Source organism: Streptomyces fulvorobeus, from assembly GCF_013167895.1.
Lineage (GTDB): Bacteria > Actinomycetota > Actinomycetes > Streptomycetales > Streptomycetaceae > Streptomyces > Streptomyces fulvorobeus.
In genome coordinates, this window is record NZ_BLWC01000001.1 from 6,128,931 (window position 1) to 6,144,265 (window position 15,335).

The window sequence follows — 15,335 nt, forward strand, 5'->3', positions numbered from 1 at the left end:
TCACGCGCTCCGGCTGTGCGATCTGCTCCAGCCCTCGGTCCTGGGGCAACGCTCGAAACTCGCACAGGGCGGGGGCGGGTACCGGTCGCTCAGAAGCCGCGGTCGGCTCCACCAGGAGGGGACGTGGTGGGTTCCGCGGTGATCACCAGGTTGGAGCGGTAGGTGTGACGGTCGTCGTCCCAGTCGGCGCAGGTGATCAATGTGAGCGTGGGGGTCATGGTCGGGCCGTAGACGCGGCGGGAGGGGAAGCCGTCCTTTGCCCAGACTTCCATAGCGGTGACGGCGAAGTGAGCGGTGCTCCCGTCGCGACGGGTGACCGTGATCCGAGACCCCTTGCGCAGGGTGCCCAGGCCGTAGAAGGCGGCGGGGCCGGAACGGGAGTCCAGGTGGCCGACGACAACGGTGTTGCCCGTCTCGCCCGGGGTGACTGAGCCGGTGTACCAGCCGACGTGGTCGGGGTCTGTGGGCATGTCCACGGAGCCGTCGGCCGACCTGGTGACCTTTTCGATCTGCGTTCGTACGCCGATCTTGGGGATGCGGATGACGGTGGGTTCTGAGCGGGGCAGGGGTGAGCTGCGCGGTGCGGGGGTCCTGGGCTCGTCGATGGACGCGGCGCGGGCGGTGTCAGGAGGGGCCGGCGGGGGGTGCTGTCCGAACAGGGCTGTGGCCAGGACGACGAGTGCGCTGGTGGTGAAGGCGATGGCCGCCGCGGTGTAGGCACCACGGCGGCCACGGGGCCGGAAGCCGGTCATGCGTGCCGGTCAGCTCTGGCGGCTGCTGCGGCGGCGGAGGTAGAGCGTGCCCGCGGCGGCGGTGAGCAGGCCACCGGCGGCGGTCAGTGCCATCGTGTCCGCGCTCTGTGTGCCACCCATTCCGCCGGCGACCGCTGCCGCGGGGGCCATCTTGAGCGGGCCGCACAGGGCGGGGTTCGTGGCCTCGGAGGGCAGCTTGGGGTCGAGGTCGCTGGCACCGAGGACGTTGTCGTACTTGCCGTTGCCGTTGAAGTCGATGCCATGGACGACCACCACGGCGTTCTCGTCGCGCAGGCTCTTCGCGGTTTCGTCGTCGACGGTGATGGTGCGGTGGTAGGTGTACGCGGAGCCCTTGGGGAAGCGATCCACCGCCAGGGCCGAGTGGTCGGCTCCGGTGTCGCCGGTGGTGGTGAGTGAGGCACCGATCTTGCCGTAGAAGGGCAGGCCGTCCGTGGTGTTGAGGCTCAGCTGCCCGTTGTGCTGCTTGGCCGCGGAAGCCGGCGGGCATTGGCCCTTGGCCCCGATGTGGAAGTGCTGGGCGTGCGGTGCGTCCGCGAGCAGACCCTGCGTCTTGATCGTCACGGTGGCCTGGTTCCCCTTGAGGTGAACCATGGCCGTGCCCGATCCGGTCACCTTGCTGGTGGGAATCGGTGCGAGTGCCGTGTGCAGTTCGTCGTCGTGCGAGGAACTGTCCGCGAACGCCACAGGAGCCAGGACCATTCCGGAAGCTATCGCCATCAGGGCAGCGACAGAGGTGGCCGTCTTCTTCGTCATACGTACTCCAGCTGAGAGTCGGGGCCGGTTACCCAGTGGCAGGGCGCTCGTTGTTGAGCGCATACCGGCGCTTAGACGACATGCTGGGTTCCTCGTGGCTGGGGAGCCATCTCAGACAGGCATTCGGGGGACCGGTGGAAACCGTCCAGCGGTCAATCACTCGCCGGACTTGGGCTTCTTCGTCCAGGCGGTGCGAGGGCTGTTGCCAGTGCGGCGTTCGGACTGTCCTACGCGGGGTTGGCTCGTGGGGATGTGTGTGGGGCGCTGGTACGCAAGACATGCCTGATGAGACGCTGTTCGCCGCGGTCATCTACGTTCTCGTCAGGAACCGGTGTTCGGGGCCGGCGTCCAGGGCCGGCTGCGCGAGGGAGTCCTGCACCGCCAGGACGCGTCGGCCTCCTCGACCTGTCACGGGCAGACGAGATACGACCCCCACCGCGGCCGGTACTTCACGCCCCAGCGCCTTCGCGCGGACAAAGCATATGACGTCCCCCGCCCGCCGAAATGGCTCTCTGGAGCAAGCACATCGGCGCGTATGCCTGGCTGGTCGGCGTGCGAGTGGATCGTCCGGCTGCGAGCTGGAGCCGCTTCACCCCGGAGTGGTGGCGGTGTGCTTTTCCTGGGATGCGAGGACTGCGGGCATGTGGGCTTCGACGTGGCCGATGAAAGCCATGAGGTGATCGGCCGTGGTCTCGCCCAGGGGTGTGAGGGAGTAGTTGACGCTCGGGGCATCGCGGTGAGAACCTCGCGGCTGACGAACCCGTCGCGCTCCAGAGCCTGGAGTGTCTGGGCGAGCATCTTCTCGCTGATTCCGTCGATACGCCGCCGCAGGGCATTGAAGCGCACAGGCCCCTTGCGCAGGCCCGCGAGCACGAGTACACCCCAGCGGCCCGTGAGGTGGTCGAGCACCTGACGGGACGGACAGTGCTTGGCGAAGACGTCGAACTCCAGCGCGGCCGCCTGGCGCTCGTCCTCAGTGGACAGCTCTTTCATGAGTCCCTCCTACCCCTTCACGTTACCCCGATCGAGGCGCTGCGCAAAAGGTTGCACTAACTTTTAGATAGCGTATGGTGGGTGATGCCGCCGGGGTATCGCCTGGCGGTACCCCCAGCCCACGAAGGACTCCGTCATGATCGTTGTCACCGGCGCCACCGGACAGTTCGGCCACCAGGTCATCGAGCACCTCCTCCGGCGCGGAGTGCCCGCCGGGCGGATCGCCGCGGCGGTGCGCACCCCGGCCAAGGCCGCGGACCTCGCCGCCCGGGGCGTCGAGATCCGCCTCGCCGACTACGAGCGGCCCGAGACCCTCCTGGCCGCCTTCGCAAATGCGGACAAGCTCCTGCTCGTCTCCTCGACCGGCCCGGACGACATCCGCATCGTCCAGCACCGTGCGGCCGTCGAGGCCGCGGCCAAGGCCGGCGTCGGCCTGATCGCCTACACCTCCGTCACCGCGGCCCCCACCAGCCCGCTGGGCCTGGCGCGCGTGCACCGCGACACCGAGCAGGCCATCGCCGACTCCGGACTGCCCGCGGTACTGCTGCGCAACGGCTGGTACACCGAGAACTACACCGCGACCCTCCCCGACGCCGTCGAGCGCGGCGCCATCGCGGGCAGCGCGGGCCAGGGACGGATCGCCTCCGCCACCCGGGCGGACTTCGCCGAAGCCGCCGCTGTGGTCCTCACCCGCGACGACCAGTCCGCGAAGGTCTACGACCTCACCGGCGACACCGCCTGGTCCCTGCCGGAACTGGCCACCGAGAGTGCCGCGCAGTCCGGCAAGCGCGTCACCTACGCGGACCTGCCCGCCCAGCAGTACCGGCAGATCCTCACCGGAGCTGGACTGCCCGACTTCGTCACCGACCTGATCGTCGACGCCGACGTGCAGGTCTCCCACGGGGCACTGGCCCACATCACCACCGACCTCAGCGGACTCCTGGGCCGGCCGACCACACCACTGTCCACCGCCGTCGCCCAGGCCCTTGCGGTCTGACGCCCCCCGTACAAGCACCACACCGCTGTACCCGCACAGACGCGGGCCCGCCGGCGGGACCTACGAGTGCGACCGCGCAGCAGAACATGCTCTGGAGCACGGACGAGAAGGGTCACCTCTCCCCACCGCTGCCGGCCGGCTGCCCGGAACGAGTCCTGGACGCTGCGGACCCAGGCCCACCGCGTGAACCCTGCCGGCTGACCGCTCAGTACTCACGCCTTCCCTGAAGCCGATGCCTGCCCTGGCCCGCGAGATGCTCGGCCCGGGTGAACTGCCCGGCAACCTGGGATTCGAGGCCAGGTTCGACGGCTCTCCAGACACGCGGATGTCTCTCACCTACTGATGCCGTCATTTCAGGGCCTGTACGCGAGGGTGGCCACGGAAGTTCGGGCGCCTTCTTCGTCGTACGAGCGACGGTCCGCGACCCGTTCCTCGTCTAAGCGATCGGTACGTTGCGCGAGGTTCCGTCATCGGGCGACGTAGGGCAGGAAGGTCACGTTCGACTGCCTGGTTCGGTTCCTCTCTCAGCGCAGTTGCTCGGCCAGTCCCACGATGACGCCCTCCGGGCCACGGATGTAGCAGAGCAGGTGGCTGTCCTCGAACCGGGCGATCTCGCCGACGAGTTCGGCGCCGTGAGGACGCAGGCGGGCAACGGTGTCCTCGATGTCGTCGACGGCGAACATGACGCGGTGCGTGCCCAGAATGTTGTGCGGCCGGTTGCGCGGCCCGGCGCTGATCGCCGCGGGGCTGCGGTACTTCGCCAGCTCGATCCGGCTGTGACCGTCCGGGGTCCGTACCATCGCGATGTCACAGCGGACGCCGTCGAGTCCGGTGCACTGGTCGGCGAAGAGGCCCTCGACCTCCGCCCTGCCCTCCAGCTCCATGCCGAGTTCCACGAAGAACGCGATGGCGGCATCCATGTCCTCGACGACGATGCCGACGTTGTCCATCCGCTGAATCGCCATGCTGGTATCTCCTTCTTCCTCGTGCGGCCGGTGGAGGCCGCTGATGCCTCTGGGACGGAGCCGGTGGCGCGTTCTCGACGTCCTCAGGCCGCCGGCACTCCACAAAACCCGGGATCGCGCCTCAGCACCGCTCCAGCAGACCTCCGAGCCGGACGTCGCCAACGGGAGCGAGTGCGGCGCAGGTGGCCGCTCCTGTGAAGATGATCAGCCCCCCCGGCGTGTCGTCCTCGCTTTTCCATGCCTCCTCGACGATTCGCAGTGTGCGCGCTTGAGCATCGTGCTGCCCTATCAACGCGCGGTGCCGGGTCACCTCGGACGGGTAGAGTTCCCCATGGCGCTCGCTCTCGCCGCGCCCGTCCGGGCCGCCCAGTTCGCAGGGCTCCTCTGTGCTTCGGCTTCACCGCCGCAGGCGCTCGCCGTCAACACCCGCAGCTGCCGCCCTGGGCTGCACCGCTCCGCCCCCTGACCGGAGGTCATTTCAGTGTTCCCCGCACGGGTACTCGCCGGTGCCCCGTTGGCTCTGGTGATTCTCGCCCTGTCCGGCTGCTCTTCCCTCTGGCAGTGCACCGACACGACGGCGGAGCGCGGTGAGGCCGGCGTGAGGGTGCAAGTCGAGGACACGTCCGGGCAGCCTCTCGGCGTGATCGCCGAGGTCGTCGACTGGCGTCTTGAGCCGCACCCGCAAGTGCCCTCCGAAGGCGACCGGGTCCACTTCGACTACCGATTCGATGGCGCCGACGAGGTATCCGGCCCCGCAGTGGATGCCTGTGCGGTCGACAAGGAGCGCGTGGCGTTGGGATGTCGGACGGTTCACTCATCCGAGGCGTCCGGGTCGGATGGTGCCCTTACGGGTGACGGCTGGCTCGCTGTCGAGCACCCTGATCAGGTTGCCGGAGTGCTCTTGATCCCCAATGACCAGTCGTACGACGGACCAACCTGCGAGACGGACATGAAGGACGGTGGTGGGACGCATCCTCCTGCACCACCGAGTACGGGGGACCGGCTGTAGGGCGGTCAGGGCGGCTGAGCGCGAGATACGGGTCTGCCGGCGCCCCGGTGCCCCGGCGCTTGCGCTGTCGGGTGGTCCGGCTGTGTGCCCCCCCCCGCCCCGGCTCGACCTTGCTGCGGCCGCTCCGAGTCTTCGAGCTCGGCCGCCGCATCGGTTCTTGATCGTTCAGGGCCTGTTCCGGCCGGTCCGGGCCGGCAGCAGACGGTCCGGCGCTTCCCGGCCGGCTCCTCACCATGATCCTCGCCCGCCCGCTCCGTACGGAAGATCTTCCGTACGGCCCGCCTCCCGTCGCTCGGGTTTTCCCGTAAAGGGGTGCCCCGGCGATTCGGGTGAGGCACAGCCGATTCCGTGGCGAGCGAGCGAGTGCTGAGCAAGAAAAGCCGGTCGACGTAGAGCAGTGCGGTACCCGATCATGCGTTCATGCCTCTGAGAGAGACCCTTGCCCGAGTCGAAGCCGATCTGACCGCCGGCCGGGTTCCCATCGCGCGCCAGCGCTTGCGCGGTCTTGTCTCGTCCTTCCCGTACGACCTGACCCTCCGCCGGCGCCTGGCCAAGGTGTACCGGCTCTACGGTGACGCCGCCGAGGCCGGACGCTGGATGTACCTCGAAGAGGACCGCAACGCTGACGAGACCGCCGCCTTCGAGGCGCGGTACGGGTCTCCCGGGTGGCGGATGAAAGCCCTGGCCTGGCGCGGTCCCGAGGCGATGGCTGCCACCGCCTTCGCGCAGGGGCAGCTGGTCGCGGTGCGGACCGCCTGCGCCGAGGAGCTGGGGCACTCCGTCGACTGGGACGACCCTGCCTCCTACCGTGGCGGCCTGGAGGAGGAGCACGAGGAGCCCTCCGAGCCGTGGTCGTTCAGCGCTGTGATGGCGGGTGTCGGCTGCCTGGTGGGGGCTCTCGCGTTCCTGGCGATCTGGGTGAACGGGGTCGTTGCTCTCTTCGACTGACTCAGGTCACCGGCGCCGGAGAAGCGGGCCATGAAGTGTCCGCGGCTGCCCGCATCATCAGCCATCTCGCATCTCGGTCCCCTGTCGCGCACAAGCCCTGCACGGTTCCGTAATAGGTCCGTGCTCATCGTGGACGGAAGCCGGGTCCCCACCCACGACCCCTCCGTGGCCGAGCGGTCGAAGAACCGCCGCTACTGCACCAACCACCAGGCCGTCATCAAGGACGTGGTCGGCCCCACCCGCTCTGTCTGTTGGGCCGCATGCTCCGACTCACCGTTCCGTTGGCTGGTGGAACGACCGCTGGTGCAACCTGCAAGACTGGGCGGGATCCAGTTGTGGTCGGCTCCGGAGTACCGGAGCGCGATCTGATACGTCGTATGGGGTGGGGAATGCCGAAGCACCGGTTGTCCAGGAAAAACCGTTACATCGCCTTGGCGGCGACGAGTGTCGTCGTCGTGGCCGGAGCCGGGGTCGCGGCGCAGACCTCGACGGCCGCCCCGGCGTGGCCGGCGCAGAAGACCTACACGGGCCGGGCGTTCGACGCCTGCACGGCACCCTCGCTCACAGCGATGAAGGCGTGGAAGAGGGACGCCTACTACGGCGGCGTCGCGGTCTACGTCGGTGGCAAGAACCGCGGCTGCGCCCAGCCGAACCTGACCAAGTCCTGGGTGAAGTCGGTCGACACGCTCGGCTGGCGGGTCATCCCCCTCTACGTCGGCGCCCAGCCGCCCTGCCAGAAGAGTGGGAACAAGGAGAGGTTCACGGCGGCCACTGCGAACTCGGTCGGGGTGAGCAACGCCAACGACGCCATCGTCAAGAGCTCGGCGCTCGGCATGAAGGCCGGCAGCCCCATCTACCTCAACATGGAGTCGTACGACATCGCCGACAAGGCGTGCAACGACGCAACCCTCGCCTACGTGCGGTCTTTCACCAAGACCTTGCGCGCCAAGACCTACCGCGCCGGCCTCTACGGCTTCAGCAGCTCCAGCGCCAAGGCGATCGCCACCGCCAAGAACCGCACGGACCTGCCGGGCAACCTCTGGTACGCCCTGTGGAACGGCCAGGAGACCACCACCAAGGACTGGCCCTGGAACCCGAAGCTGTACACCGACCACAGCCGCGGCCACCAGTACAAGGCCAACAGCAAGGAGATCCGCGGCGGTCACACCATCACCGTCGACCGCAACGCGTGGGACGCCCCGGTCGCCATCATCGGCTGACCGGTCGGTACGACGGGCCTGACCGGCGGATGAAACGAGGGTGGAGAAGGGGAAATGTGCCAGGCAGCGAACCTGGCCGAGGAGGCGGCGTCGGCCGGGCCGAACCTGGTCAAGGGATGGCCCGGACGGCGTGCGCACAGGCACGGTGCGCAAGGACCTCGCCAGCGCACCGCGCCCGCGCCGCCGCCCGACCCGCATCCATCCGCACGGTATCCGCCACCTGCGATCCCTCGACCCCGTCGACAAGCGCACCGCGATCATCTGCGACAGCTATTTCCCGCACCTGGCCACCGAACGCCGCCGTCCCGTCACCGAGTGGTTCCAGGCCAACAGCGTGGAAATCGCCTGCACCCCGACCAAGAACTCACAGCGCGCCACCGCATCGGGGGCCCGTGCACCGCCCTGGGCACTGGCCCGTCCCGTACCCCGCCGGGCCGGGGCGGTCGCAGTGGTCCTGACTTGCTTGGGGTGGCTGGTTGAGGGACAGAGCCGGCTGGCGATTCATACTTCGCGCACAGGCGAAGTAAGGGCTTGATCTCGTTGGGGCCAGGAAGTACCAAGATCCCGGCGCATGGCCACCTGCGCTTCCTCGGTTGCCGCGAGATAGCCGCGAATGTGGCGGCCGAGGTCCGGATCCTGGGTGGTGGCGCCCGTTGCCACCAGGTCTCGCAGGGCACGAACCTTCCAGAAGGCATGATTAGCCGAATCCATCACCTCCCATGGGGCGATCAGAGCGAGCTCGTAACGCAACGGGTACAAGTTGCTGGTGACGAACACCTCATGGGCCGCCGTCCGCGCTTCCTCTGCCGGGCGTGCGCCGTGTGCAATCTCGTGCAGCCGTGTGTACGCATCCGACAGCGCTCCCATGAACGCCGCGTACGCCTGTCGACGCGTGTCCTGGTTGAGCGCCGCACGGTCGCGGCGCCAGCGGAATCGATCAGCGAGAAGCGTGGATCCGACGCCGATCGCGGCGCCGATCAGAGTGTTCACAGGGGCCAGCCAGTCCATGGGCTGGACCTTACTGTGATGCCGCTCGGCACTGAAAGCCGTCGGCCATAACGCTCAATCGGCCAGCTGCGGAGCGCAGTGTGAGACGAAGTCGCTTCGGGGAGACGCGAGTCGGAGATCGGAACAACCCTTGGATCCTTGACCCGTTGGTGTTCGCCAGGATGTGCAGAGGAGCCAGGAAGGGGTGGCATTCGACGATGACGAGGCGTCAACCGAGGTCGTGGTGAAGACCTCGCGGACGCGCTGGCGAACCTCCGCGGCGACCAGGACTCCATGCGTACGTGCGACTTGCGGAGAGCCTTCTTCGCCGGGTCCCTGACGTACGGGGTCCGCGAGCACCTGAGAAGCCGTCACCCGGCGCGCAGTGTCCCGGGACCGAACGAGCCGTCCACCCCGATGGGGGCGCCCGTTGCTGGAGCCGCATGTGCACCGCGCGTACGCACTCGTCGTTCTGTCCCATGCTGATCACGGGGCCGCAACGTCTCAGACGCCACCCCTGCCACCGACCTCCGGGCTGGCCACGGCTCACGTCGCGCCGCGCCACGCGGTTCCGGCTAGTTGGCGAGCAGGCCGGCCTCCTGAGCGCGCAGCACCGCGCTGAGCCGGTCCGCGGCCCCGAGTTTCCGGTAGAGCGCATGCAGGTGCTTGTGCACGGTGCGCGGTGAGATGCCCAGGCGGCGTGCCATGGCATCGGCTGGTATCCCGGTGGCGAGCAGGTGCAGGACGTGCAGCTCACGAGGGGTCAGCGGCACCGCCAAGGACTGGTTGGCCTGCCGCCGCCTCCGGTCGCGGCCGGAGGCGTCCCGTAGTGCGGTCAGAAAGGACCGATGGGTCGCTGCTGCCTTGAGCAGCGGCTGCACGCGTGCCGCGTACCGCTCGTCGTGCGGGGAGAAATCCTTGCCCGACCGATGCACCACAAACCCACTGACGTGCGGACCCGTACTGGGGAACGGTATGCCGAGCATGTGCCGTGTCCCGAACGCCTGGTGAAGAGCGTCGGCGGCCGCACTGTGCTGCCAGACCCGTGCCCCCGTGATGCGCGCGGCGCTCTGCGGTGTCCAGTCATGGCCGGTCCCGTACCGGTCGGCGAAGGGATACCCCCCTCGGATGTGGCGCTGGACCGGCTCATCGTGGTCGTGGTCCCCCGGAGGCAGCCGAGCCGGCCAGATCTCGACGCTGCCCCGCTCACGGGTCCAGGGTTCCTCCTTGACCAGGATCAGCGTCGCGTCGAGCGCCGTGAGCAGTTCCTCGGTGAGGAACGGCCATACGCGTTCCGGGTCTTCGGTGCTCATCACCTCCACCGCCCAGTCCAGCATCCGCGCATGCCGGTCCCTCATGACAACCTCCGCAAGAGCCACAGCCGACTGCGCGCATCCACGGTGACGGGCGCCTGTCCATGCGTATTTCTCCCCATGGCCCACGCTGCCCAATCCGCATCATGGTCGGTCATCGGCGGACCGCTGTCCCAAAGGTCCGCTGGTCAAGACAGTCACTTGTGCCGGGGTTCGGCGTGGCTGACGCCGCTTTCGTCAAGCATCGGAAGGGTCATCATCGACATGCGTCCATTGCGCTCCGTACTCGCCTCCCTCACGGCCGTCTGTGCCCTCGCGACCGGCGTCACCGTGGCCGGCCCCGCCGGTCCCGCCCAGGCCGCCGCGTCCGACTGCACGGGCGGCACCCGTGGGTTCACCGACCACCCTGACAACGCCTCCGGGGACACGTACAAGCCCAGGAGCTTCAAGCTGGGCAACAACGTCGTCTTCACCCTGGAGAAGGGGGTGTACGCGGGACAGCAGATCGCCTTCGGGAAGATCAGTGGTGTCACGTTCCCGGGTGACGATGTCTGGATGGACTGGAAGGCCACAGGCTGGGACAAGGGAGGCCCTGCCGGCACCGAGATGTACCCCTGGCTGCAGTGCGGACCGTTCGTCGTCCAGAGTATCGGGCAGAGCCTGACGACCCCGTTCAAGCGCACCAGCACCGACCCTGAGTACCAGTTCCGGGTGTGCGGTTCGCTCAACTCCGACAACATCCCCCGCTGTTCCGACTGGTGGTGACCTGCCCGCTGGCGTAGGGCACGGCCCACCGCACCGAGGGCACCGTGGATCGCGGACCGATGAGCATGATCTGCGCCCCACGGCGGTCCTCCTCGGTGTATCCGTGCACACCCGTGAGGCTGCTGGGTGTGCACGGGCATGCCCGACTCCGGCTCCGACCTCATTTACGTAGGGAGCCCGGACGAACCATGACCTCGCCGCACACCAGTCCCTTCCTCGCTTTCCGCCGCCGCATCACACACACCGCGGGCGTGCGGTCGCGGGCTGCGGCGGCGCCATCATTGACCGGATGGTGACCAGACTCGGGCTCACTGACACCGTCAGGCCCCCGGCGACCCCAGCCCGGCTACTGGGGCTACACCGCTCTGTCCGCGCGGGACACTGTGCGGATCTTCACCTATGCGCTTGACACCGCGCCCACCGCCGTACGCGACTACGTCATGGGCAGCCTGCGCGCCTCGACCCGCTGTGCCGCCGACGAAGACGCTGAGGTCGCTGTAGGCCGACAGCACGCCGGCCAGGTCCCCGGGTTTGTGTCGCAGGGTGGTGTCCAGGAAGGCGAGCGTGGTTGCGGCGACGACGTGCGGGCTTTCGGTGCGGCCCGAGGAGCCGACCACCGAGGGCACAGGCGGCAGGTACAAGGGGCCGCCCAGGGTTAGGCACCGCGCCTTCGCGCTGATCAAGTAACCCGGACAGATCCGCGGCGGAGGTCATGCTGTCACCTGGAACCTTCGTCATGTTGCCGGATCATGCGGCGGGAACAGAACGACCGCCCCAGCGGATGTCTGTCTCGCTGCTGACCCGGGCAGGTTCGCGCCTCTGGGCGGCGAGAACGTGGAGGTGGCGGACGCATTGACTGCCGTAACGACCCGAAATGCGCGTCTACACCCAGGGGGTGTTCGTCAGGTGAAGCACACCTAGGTCTTTGTCCCGCACCCATGTGCGGATCTTGCTGCCCTTGTGTGCGCAGAGATTGACCAAGTCGCGTCGATCGGGCCGCCGTCGGGGGATCGCGGTTCGGGTGATCAAGTTGGGACGGGCCCCGAAATGAATGTTCTGGATCACTTTCCGCGCCAGGCCACAGAGGTATTTACTATGCGGAATGGGCCGGTTACTTTTTGTGTGCAGTGGCTCTCGTGTCGGTATGGCAATGGAGAGTTCAAAGTACTGCCTGTGAAGGAGGCATCATCATGCCCCGCACCTTCCCGCGCCGCCGTCTGACGGCCCTGCTGAGCAGCCCCGCGCTGGTCGGCGCTCTGATCGCTGGCACCGCGCAACCCGCCCAGGCTCAAGACGATGCCCCGCTCGCGGTCTGCGCCGGTGATGTCGAGCAGACCATCGACCCTGGACTGACCGTGCTGCCGCAGAGCCAGAAGGTCAGCGTGACGGGAGACTTCCACACCTGCACGGGACAGCTCATCGATCCTGAGCATGCTTTCGCCGAGTACACGGCCAGCGCCACAGGACTGCTCAGCTGCACCCTCAACGTACCCATCACCAACGCGAATGGCAGCGTGCGCTGGCAGGACGAGGGCGGCGAACACTCCGGCACCTCGCACTTCACCGGCGGCATCACCCTGAGTCAGCGGCCCCTGGGTGAAAACGTCGGGATCGTCGTGGCCACCATCAACTCCGGTGAATTCCAGGGCCGCACCCTCGTTCTCACCAGCGCCCGCCTGACCATCAACCCCCTCCAATGCCTGACCAGCGGAGTCCGGCGCGTCGCCGGCCCCGGCGCTTTGGAGATCCTGCCCCTCTGAACATCCCCGACTCCAGCTGCTCCCTCCTGCCCGACCGTGCTGGGTCCGGACGGGCCACCGCAGAGGACCGGCATCAGTTCTGGCCTCGGTCTCCATTTCTGACCTGCGGTGCAAGGTCGGTACCAGTAGTCGGCGGAGAGGGGCAGTTCATGCAGCGGGAGTGGCTCTGAGCGAACTTGGTGCGGCGGCCGCACAGGCCGAGGAACAGTCAAGCCGGAGGTCTCACCCTGGGAGCCAGACGTTCCCTGGCCGCCAGATTCTCGTGCCAGTATCGGAAGACGGTTCCCTCGACGATGTCGGGCTGCCCGGCCGCGATTAGGCCGGACGCCAGACTGGGCCCGCCCGCATCCGCCTCGAAAATGATCAGTATGGGAGGGAATTTCACCGACCGGCCGGGCAACGAGCCGGACCTCGTCAGCCGTCGGCGCCCCAAACGCCGGATCCTGCAAGGCGGTCGAGCACGTGGCGAAGACCGGGTCGCTGAACACCAGCTCCAAGCAGTGGGCATACGAGATGTCGTGCCCGGCGCCCAGACGCAACCGCCCGGGGTCCCAGGCGACGATATTCCAGTCCCGCCACGCCCCTTCGGGAAGCTCGATCACAGCCCGTTGCCCACTCCGGACCGCGCGGTCAACCGGGAATCACCGACCAAGCTCACGCACGCGCGGAAGGCAGATCTCAGCCACGCCTCCACAGAGACAGCGTCCGTGCGAATCAGGAGATCATCCCGCAACGCAGCCCCGCTCGCGACGAAGATCCAAGACTTCGTCGCATCGCGTATGCGCTCGGCGTCGGCCTTGGGTCACACCGTCACATCCCGCTCTGCCAACGACGAGGTCTCAAGAATCGAGCACGGCGGCCACGGTCTCAATCTCAACGAGTTGGTCTTTGTAGCCGAGCACGGTGACACCCATCAAGGTGCTGGGGACGTCATGGTCGGCGAACGAGTCCCGAACTACCTGCCAGGCGGCCACCAGGTCCTCCTGCCGGGTCGATGCGACGAGAACCCGTGTGCTGATGACATCCTGGAGCGACGCGCCTGCGGCAGTAAGCGCAGCCTGCATGTTCTCGATGGCTTTCGCTGCCTGGCCCACGTAGTCCCCGATCGCGGCCGTGGAGCCGTCATCGTTCAGCGGACATGCCCCAGCGAGGAAGATCAGGCGCGACTCGGCGGGCGCCGTCGCCGCGTAGGCGTATTCGGCGACGTCGGACAGGGAAGCGGAGCGGATCAAAGTAATGGCACGAGCCACGGTCGTGGGGGCCTCTCTTTTCGGGTGCTGAGCGCGGACATCCTGCCAGCCCTCGGCAACTCCCGCCTTCCCATTTATCGCCGCCCCACCGCGACGCCGTCATTTCTGCTCGACATTCATGAGCCATATGATCACCAACCGGCTCCGGAACCAGTCGACAAACGCTGTCTCCGGAGGTCAGCGAAGCCAGCGGGAGTGGTCCCCGGAAGACTTGGTGGCGTGCTGGACACGAGTGGGTGTTGAGTGGGACTGCGCCGCGAAATGTCCGGCCCGACTCGCGATCGAGGGCGGTTACCGCCCTTGACCCACCCACACCCTCATGCCGGAGGGCGGCACCCACCACGGGAGCCGCCCTCCGGCACGTCCGGGATCAAGCGCGCTGCTACCACCTGCGCCGCTCCCCGCACACCCTCAACTATCGGACTGGACCATTCTCATTTCCGGTGCATGGCTGGTCGCCTCACCGTGGGTACTCGGGCTGCAGAACACCGAGGTGTGCGACGGGGCTCACGTCTTCGACGTGGCTGCAGGTGCAGTCCTGCTCGTCTTGGGGGCAGTGTCAATGTCTCTGCGGGTGCTACTGCATCGCAAGGAGAACAACGCCTGACGTGATTTGTGGCGCCAGGCGTCCAAGCGGTCGTACGGCGGCCTGACCGGGCACATACGATGGCGTTGCCGAGCCGGTGCCATGACCTGACGACAGCTCGCGCCTGATCATCCGGATTTGCAAACGCCCAGTCATACCGGTCTGAGGCGACCACGCCTACCAGGGTGCCGCCTTCTGCGCCGCCACGGCCCTCGGGAGGCTAGACGGCCGGGACCCGAAGTCGTGCGGGAGCTGCTTGGCCCCCGGATCGGCCTGACGTGCACTATTCAGTGGCTACGCTGGCGCTGGGAGGGAGTTTGCGAGCGAGGGTCACGCCGTCGGCGATGGGCAACATGACCGTCTCCATACGTGAATCGTCCCGCGCATGGTCGTTGAAGGCTCGCATCGCGGCGGCGTTGCCTTCCTCGCTGCCGTTCACAACCGCGCCCCCGTAGAAGACGTTATCGGCCACGAGGAGACCTCCAGAGCGCAGGCGGGGGACCAATTGCTCCCAGTAGTTGATGTATCCGGTCTTGTCAGCGTCGAGGAAGACGAGATCCACGTGTGGCTCAGCGGGCAGTGTCCTCAAAGTGTCAACGGCCGGTCCGAGGCGCAGCTCGATACGGTCCGCCACCCCGGCCCGGCGCCAGGCGTCTTGGGCGAGGGAGGTCCATGCGCTTGACAGGTCGCACGTCACGACGCGGCCGCCGGGCAGCAGCCCGCGGGCGAGACAGAGGGTGGAGTAGCCGGTGAAGGTACCGACCTCCACGATGTGGCGGGCACTCAGGAGCTTCGCCAAGAGAGTGAGCAGGGCTCCCTGTTCCGGTGGTACCTGCATCTGCGCCTCCGGCCCCAGGGCCTGGGTGCGGGTGATAAGGGCCTGGGCGACCGGGTCCGGGGGCGTTCCGTGGCCGATCATGTAGCGGCGCAGCTCGTCGGTCAGTACGACGTCCTTTACCGGTTTCATGTGAACTCCGTGCTTCGGTGGAGGTGAAAGTTTTCGGAGTGCCGGTGGG

Annotated in this window: 15 protein-coding genes and 2 pseudogenes; 9 read left to right on the top strand and 8 right to left on the bottom strand. The window is 67.7% G+C overall.

The window, feature by feature from the left end; translation table 11 throughout:
* Positions 1-89 precede the first annotated feature (89 nt).
* Both Sfulv_RS27765 and Sfulv_RS27770 read right to left on the bottom strand, forming a co-directional pair.
* Complete coding sequence (locus tag Sfulv_RS27765; protein WP_173317177.1) at positions 90-752, bottom strand: class F sortase; 663 nt, start codon at positions 750-752, stop codon at positions 90-92.
* Positions 753-761: 9 nt separating this feature from the next.
* The gene (locus Sfulv_RS27770) at positions 762-1,526 is read right to left on the bottom strand and encodes a hypothetical protein (RefSeq protein ID WP_173317178.1); all 765 of its coding nucleotides are present in this window, start codon (positions 1,524-1,526) and stop codon (positions 762-764) included.
* Between the two features lie 260 nt (positions 1,527-1,786).
* Here Sfulv_RS27770 and Sfulv_RS27775 point away from each other — a divergent pair.
* Positions 1,787-2,064, top strand: a pseudogene (locus tag Sfulv_RS27775) (hypothetical protein); the annotation flags it as partial.
* Positions 2,065-2,309: 245 nt separating this feature from the next.
* Here the strand turns inward: Sfulv_RS27775 and Sfulv_RS31615 are convergent.
* Positions 2,310-2,519 (bottom strand): annotated as a pseudogene (locus Sfulv_RS31615) (winged helix-turn-helix transcriptional regulator); the annotation flags it as partial.
* Between the two features lie 136 nt (positions 2,520-2,655).
* Between Sfulv_RS31615 and Sfulv_RS27785 the strand changes: the two are divergent.
* Positions 2,656-3,516 carry an SDR family oxidoreductase gene (locus tag Sfulv_RS27785; protein WP_173317179.1) on the top strand — a complete coding sequence of 287 codons (861 nt, stop codon included), beginning with the start codon at positions 2,656-2,658 and terminating at the stop codon, positions 3,514-3,516.
* Between the two features lie 524 nt (positions 3,517-4,040).
* Here Sfulv_RS27785 and Sfulv_RS27790 read toward each other — a convergent pair.
* Complete coding sequence (locus tag Sfulv_RS27790) at positions 4,041-4,481, bottom strand: VOC family protein (protein ID WP_173317180.1); 441 nt, start codon at positions 4,479-4,481, stop codon at positions 4,041-4,043.
* Between the two features lie 481 nt (positions 4,482-4,962).
* On the opposite strand from Sfulv_RS27790, the gene Sfulv_RS27795 reads away from it, so the two are divergent.
* The 4 genes from Sfulv_RS27795 to Sfulv_RS27810 all read left to right on the top strand — a co-directional run bounded on the left by Sfulv_RS27795 (position 4,963) and on the right by Sfulv_RS27810 (position 7,658).
* Positions 4,963-5,490, top strand: a complete 528-nt coding sequence (locus Sfulv_RS27795) for a hypothetical protein (protein WP_173317181.1) — start codon at positions 4,963-4,965, stop codon at positions 5,488-5,490.
* 420 nt (positions 5,491-5,910) lie between these two features.
* Positions 5,911-6,438 carry a DUF6584 family protein gene (locus Sfulv_RS27800; RefSeq protein WP_173317182.1) on the top strand — a complete coding sequence of 176 codons (528 nt, stop codon included), beginning with the start codon at positions 5,911-5,913 and terminating at the stop codon, positions 6,436-6,438.
* Positions 6,439-6,558: 120 nt separating this feature from the next.
* Positions 6,559-6,807 carry a hypothetical protein gene (locus Sfulv_RS31620; protein WP_371874708.1) on the top strand — a complete coding sequence of 83 codons (249 nt, stop codon included), beginning with the start codon at positions 6,559-6,561 and terminating at the stop codon, positions 6,805-6,807.
* A 20-nt stretch (positions 6,808-6,827) separates the two neighbouring features.
* Positions 6,828-7,658 (top strand): glycoside hydrolase domain-containing protein, encoded by an 831-nt coding sequence (locus Sfulv_RS27810; RefSeq protein WP_173317183.1) that lies wholly within the window; start codon positions 6,828-6,830, stop codon positions 7,656-7,658.
* 501 nt (positions 7,659-8,159) lie between these two features.
* Here the strand turns inward: Sfulv_RS27810 and Sfulv_RS27815 are convergent.
* Both Sfulv_RS27815 and Sfulv_RS27820 read right to left on the bottom strand, forming a co-directional pair.
* Positions 8,160-8,666, bottom strand: coding sequence for a hypothetical protein (locus Sfulv_RS27815; RefSeq protein ID WP_173317184.1), 507 nt, complete (start codon positions 8,664-8,666; stop codon positions 8,160-8,162).
* A 554-nt stretch (positions 8,667-9,220) separates the two neighbouring features.
* Complete coding sequence (locus Sfulv_RS27820; protein WP_173317185.1) at positions 9,221-10,003, bottom strand: helix-turn-helix transcriptional regulator; 783 nt, start codon at positions 10,001-10,003, stop codon at positions 9,221-9,223.
* A 219-nt stretch (positions 10,004-10,222) separates the two neighbouring features.
* Here Sfulv_RS27820 and Sfulv_RS27825 point away from each other — a divergent pair, with 219 nt between their 5' ends.
* Both Sfulv_RS27825 and Sfulv_RS27830 read left to right on the top strand, forming a co-directional pair.
* Positions 10,223-10,723, top strand: a complete 501-nt coding sequence (locus Sfulv_RS27825; RefSeq protein ID WP_173317186.1) for a hypothetical protein — start codon at positions 10,223-10,225, stop codon at positions 10,721-10,723.
* A gap of 1,190 nt (positions 10,724-11,913) precedes the next feature.
* Positions 11,914-12,483, top strand: coding sequence for a hypothetical protein (locus Sfulv_RS27830; protein WP_173317187.1), 570 nt, complete (start codon positions 11,914-11,916; stop codon positions 12,481-12,483).
* 839 nt (positions 12,484-13,322) lie between these two features.
* Here the strand turns inward: Sfulv_RS27830 and Sfulv_RS27835 are convergent.
* Positions 13,323-13,733, bottom strand: coding sequence for a RidA family protein (locus Sfulv_RS27835; RefSeq protein WP_173317188.1), 411 nt, complete (start codon positions 13,731-13,733; stop codon positions 13,323-13,325).
* A gap of 319 nt (positions 13,734-14,052) precedes the next feature.
* Here Sfulv_RS27835 and Sfulv_RS31625 point away from each other — a divergent pair, with 319 nt between their 5' ends.
* The gene (locus Sfulv_RS31625) at positions 14,053-14,340 is read left to right on the top strand and encodes an SPW repeat protein (RefSeq protein ID WP_173317189.1); all 288 of its coding nucleotides are present in this window, start codon (positions 14,053-14,055) and stop codon (positions 14,338-14,340) included.
* A gap of 262 nt (positions 14,341-14,602) precedes the next feature.
* On the opposite strand, the gene Sfulv_RS27845 is transcribed toward Sfulv_RS31625, so the two are convergent.
* Positions 14,603-15,286 carry an O-methyltransferase gene (locus tag Sfulv_RS27845; protein ID WP_173317190.1) on the bottom strand — a complete coding sequence of 228 codons (684 nt, stop codon included), beginning with the start codon at positions 15,284-15,286 and terminating at the stop codon, positions 14,603-14,605.
* Positions 15,287-15,335: the final 49 nt, after the last annotated feature.